4 protein-coding genes are annotated in these 4127 nt (G+C 65.8%); 1 reads left to right on the top strand and 3 read right to left on the bottom strand.

Features of this window, described 5'->3' with window-relative positions; genetic code table 11:
• Positions 1–48: 48 nt before the first annotated feature.
• From B3T59_RS16315 to B3T59_RS16305, 3 genes are read right to left on the bottom strand one after another with little or no spacing between them, the layout of a single operon-like run.
• Positions 49–1020, bottom strand: coding sequence for an ABC transporter substrate-binding protein (locus B3T59_RS16315; RefSeq protein WP_049697525.1), 972 nt, complete (start codon positions 1018–1020; stop codon positions 49–51).
• Positions 1021–1073: 53 nt separating this feature from the next.
• Positions 1074–1832, bottom strand: coding sequence for an SDR family oxidoreductase (locus B3T59_RS16310; protein WP_231894372.1), 759 nt, complete (start codon positions 1830–1832; stop codon positions 1074–1076).
• Positions 1825–2502: an isochorismatase family protein gene (locus tag B3T59_RS16305; protein ID WP_251721400.1), complete on the bottom strand. Its 678-nt coding sequence runs from the start codon at positions 2500–2502 to the stop codon at positions 1825–1827. The genes B3T59_RS16310 and B3T59_RS16305 overlap by 8 nt, the downstream gene beginning before the upstream one ends.
• Before the next feature lie 23 nt (positions 2503–2525).
• Here B3T59_RS16305 and B3T59_RS16300 point away from each other — a divergent pair, with 23 nt between their 5' ends.
• On the top strand, positions 2526–4103 hold the full coding sequence (locus B3T59_RS16300) for a (2,3-dihydroxybenzoyl)adenylate synthase (RefSeq protein WP_287004329.1): 1578 nt from the start codon (positions 2526–2528) through the stop codon (positions 4101–4103).
• Positions 4104–4127 lie beyond the last annotated feature (24 nt).

The raw sequence follows: 4127 nt of genomic DNA, 5'->3' as shown, positions 1-4127 counted from the left end.
TGAGCGGGACGCAGTCTTTGTGGTGGGTTTCTCTCCCCGGCGCAGGCCTCAGAACTTGGCGGCCACGGGATCGAGGGTGTTGATCACGAATCCGACCGACGGTGCGCTGGGCACGCTGAATGCGGGCTGCGTCTTGTCGTCGAGGAACACCACGGTGCCCTTCTGGACCGCGGGCAGCGACGACCAACCCGGAACACGCTCTGCGACAGCGGGATCGCCGCCCGGGGTGTAGACAACGAGCAGATCCGAGTCGAGCAGGTCGATTCGCTCGGCAGAGATGAGCGAGCGCGTCGAACCCTCCTTGTGCTCCGCTGCGACCTTCGGGTTCAGGGTGAAACCGAGCTGGGCGATCAGACCTGCGGCGGCATCGTCGGTGGTGTTGATCGCACCGACCTGGCCGGTCGGACCGACCTGTGCGAAGGTGAACGTCTTGCCGACGGCCGCGGGGTACTTCGCCTTGAAGTCGGAGATCTTCTTGTTCGTCGAGTCGACGAGTTCGGTTGCCTGCTGCTGCTTGCCGAAGATCTGCCCGGTGGTGGTGGCGATCTTCTCCCACGTATCGACCGTCGCGCCCTTGGTCAGGACGGGGATCGTCGGTGCGATCTCAGCCAGCTTGTCGTAGCGGCTCTTGTCGCCGACATAGCCTGCCAGGATCAGATCCGGTTGGTACTTGGCGATCTCGCCGACGCTGACCTGCGAGATGTCTGCAACCTGGATCACCTCGGAGTCGTGCTTGGGCGTCCACTCGAAGCTCGGGGTGCCCTGCGGAACGAACTCAGCGGTGATCGGGATATCCAGCGCCGCAAGGGTGTCGGTCCAGTCGGTGATCAGGCTGACCACCTTGGTCGGCTTCTTGTCGATCGTGGTGCTGCCGAACTCGTGGTCGATCGTCACGGGGGCGAACGATTCCGATGACGACGACGATGCGTCGTCCTCCGAGGACGAGCATGCGGCCAGGAAACCGATGAGTCCTGCTGTCAGCAGAACCGCGAGTGCCCGCGTCGCGCGCGTTTTCTTCACTTCAATCCAATCGTCTGTGTCGGGTATGTCAGTTTCGGACGGTACATCGCACATCACATGTCCAACGTCGCACCTCCGTCGACGCGAAGGTCGTGCATGGTGATGTGGCGTGCGGCGTTCGACGCGAGGAATACCACCGTCGATGCAACATCTTCGGGACTTGCTATGCGTCCCAACGGTATTCCGAGTCGATAGGCATCTGGTTCTCCGGCGAGTACCCGGTCGCGGTCAGCGTCGTCGGTCCACATTCCCCGCAGCATCGGCGTGTCGGTGGAACCGGGGGAGACGATGTTGACGCGGACACCGTACGGCGCGACCCGAAGTCCGAGACTGCGTGCGTACGACGTCGCGGCGGCTTTGGATGCGCCGTACGCGGCCAGGCCCGATCGCGGGGTGGCTCCCGCGTTGCTCGAGACGACCACGACGGATCCGCTCCGTCGCGCGGTGAGGTCGTCGAGTGAGACGTCGAGCAGATTGCGCACCCCACCCGCGTTCACGGCCATGCAGGTATCCCAGTCGTCGGACATCACTCCGGCGGCCGAGATGACGATATCGACGGGGCCCGTCTGCGTCGCCGCCCTCCACGCTTCACCGACCGCCTGCCGATCCGTCACATCGACACGACGGATACCGCTGTCGTGCACCAGATCCCACGCGTCGACGGAGGATCCGTGTGCGCGCAGCAACGCGGTGACGGCTGCCCCGATACCCCCCGCGGCGCCGGTGACAACCGCACGTGTTCCCGCGAGCGACCCAGGTTGAAGCAACACAGGATCAGGCAGGGCAGGATCAGGCAGCGCAGAATCAGGCATGGCTGCGCGCCCCGCGCGCGGGAGTGTCCGCGTCCGACGCGCCCCGGCGCAGCGCGTCGACAACGTCGTGGGTGGTGAGGACCCGGCCCGCACGCTTGCCGACGTACTCGCACGCCATCGTGTGTTCGTCGCGGGTGAAGTCGGCAACGGCGTCGGCAACGAAGAACGGTTCGACGTCCATCATGAACGCCTCCGTCGCGCTGATCATGCAGCCCATGTGGGCGTAGACGCCGATCACGATGAGCTGATCACGTCCGTGGCGTGCCAGCAGGTGTCGCAGATCGGTGCGCTGGAAACCCGAGTACCGCCACTTGGTGACGGTGATGTCGCCGCTGCGCGGCGCCAGTGCGGGGATGATGTTCTCGTCGCGGCCCGAATCGAGTCCACGGCCCCAGAAATCGGCCAGGATTCCTCGACGTGAGGGATGCTGATCGCCGGGCTGGGCCGTGTAGACGACCGGTATGCCCGCGGCGGTGGCGGCTGCGCGGATGGCAACCATGTTCGGGAGCGCGGTCGCCATCGGTTCGGCCTGCGCGTCGTAGGCGTCGATGAAGTAGTTCTGCATGTCGTGGATCAGCAGTGCGGCACGCGAGGGTTCCAACTTCCAGTCGACGCGCTGCGGGAACGGTCCGTCGGGAATCTGGTACGGGGTGATCGTCGGGATAGCCACGCCATTAGGGTAGCCTCACCTTTATGCTCGTGTCTCCATGGCCCCCGGAACTGGAAGCGAAGTATCGAGCCGACGGACTGTGGGTGGGGGAGACGTTCGACGACGTCCTGCGCTCTCGCGCCACCGACCCGGCGTCCGCCGACCGCACCGCTGTCGTCGACATCCACCGAAGACTCAGTTACGCGGAGCTGGACGATCGCGTCGGCCGGATCGCGGCGGGCATGGTCGAAGTCGGTATCGCGCCCGATGAGCGTGTACTGGCGCAGATCCCGAACCGGGTCTGCTATGTCGAAGCCGTTTTTGCGCTGTTCCGACTCGGCGCGATTCCGGTCTTCACCCTTCCCGCTCATCGAGCGGGCGAACTCGTGGGTATCGCGCGCGCGGCGGGCGCCACCACGATCATCTCGCCACGCGAGGACTCGGGGTTCGACTATCGCGGACTCGCCGACACCATTGCGGCACAAGTTGATTCGGTCACCCGGTGGATCGACGCCGACGACCTCGACGCGTTGTCTTCGGAACCGATCGAGCACGACCGCGCGGACCCCGCCGAGCTGGCCTTCCTACAGCTCTCGGGTGGAAGCACGGGCATCCCCAAGCTGATTCCGCGCACACATGACGACTACCTCTACAGCGTGCGTCGCAGCAACGAACTCTGCGGAGTCACCGTCGACACCGTCTACCTCGCCACGCTGCCCGTCGCACACAACTTCCCGATGAGTTCGCCAGGCATTCTCGGCGCGATGTGTGCTGGCGGAACAATCGCGCTCACCGCGTCGCCCGCGCCGTCCGTCGCATGGGAGATGGTGGCACGCGAGGGCGTGACGATGACCGGCCTCGTGCCCCCCCTCGCGCGGCTGTGGACCGAAACCGCCGAGGCCGGAACGTCTTTCGACCTCTCATCGCTCGACGTCATCCAGGTCGGAGGAGCGCGCTGCCCTGACGAACTCGCACGCCGCATCGGCCCGGCGCTCGGGGTGCGATTGCAGCAGGTGTTCGGCATGGCTGAGGGGCTGGTCTGCTACACGCGACTCGACGATCCGATCGACGTGATCACCACGACGCAGGGCCGTCCGATGTCGGCCGACGACCAGATCAGGCTCGTCGACGAGGACGGCGTCGACGCCGGTGCCGGCCCGGGCTTTCTGGAGACGCAGGGGCCGTACACGATTCGTTCGTATTGGCAGGACGCGAGTGCGTCGTCGTTCGCGTCCGACGGGTGGTACCGCACGGGCGACGTCGTCGAGCTGACGGCAGACGGCAACGTCGTGGTGCGCGGTCGTGGAGGCGATCGTGTCAACCGCGGCGGCGAGAAGGTGTCCGCCGAGCAACTCGAAGAACAGTTGCTGACACACCCTGCGGTGCGCGACGCCATCGTGGTGGCGGTGGCCGACCCCTACCTCGGTGAGCGCACCTGTGCCTATCTCATCCCCGACGACGCGGACAATCCGCCGAATCTCGCTGGTATCCGACGCTTTGTCCGCGAGAACGGCCTCGCCGAGTGGAAGCTCCCCGACGTCGTCAAGATCATCGACGAGTTCCCCGAGACCGGCGTCGGCAAGGTGAGCCGCAAGAAGCTCCGCGAGGTCCTCGCGGGCTGAGCCTTCTGACCGCGCTCAGGCCGC

Origin of the sequence: Gordonia sp. UBA7860 (assembly GCF_002500165.1) — a bacterium.
Lineage (GTDB): Bacteria > Actinomycetota > Actinomycetes > Mycobacteriales > Mycobacteriaceae > Gordonia > Gordonia sputi.
The sequence above is the reverse complement of the archived record's forward strand: the minus strand, read 5'-3'. Positions and strand labels throughout refer to the sequence as shown.

What these genes read in the sequence shown, in the direction of transcription:
- B3T59_RS16310 (WP_231894372.1), bottom strand. Translation starts at nt 1,832, where the DNA reads ATGCCTGATTCTGCGCTGCCTGATCCTGCCCTGCCTGATCCTGTGTTG.
- B3T59_RS16300 (WP_287004329.1), top strand. Translation starts at nt 2,526, where the DNA reads ATGCTCGTGTCTCCATGGCCCCCGGAACTGGAAGCGAAGTATCGAGCC.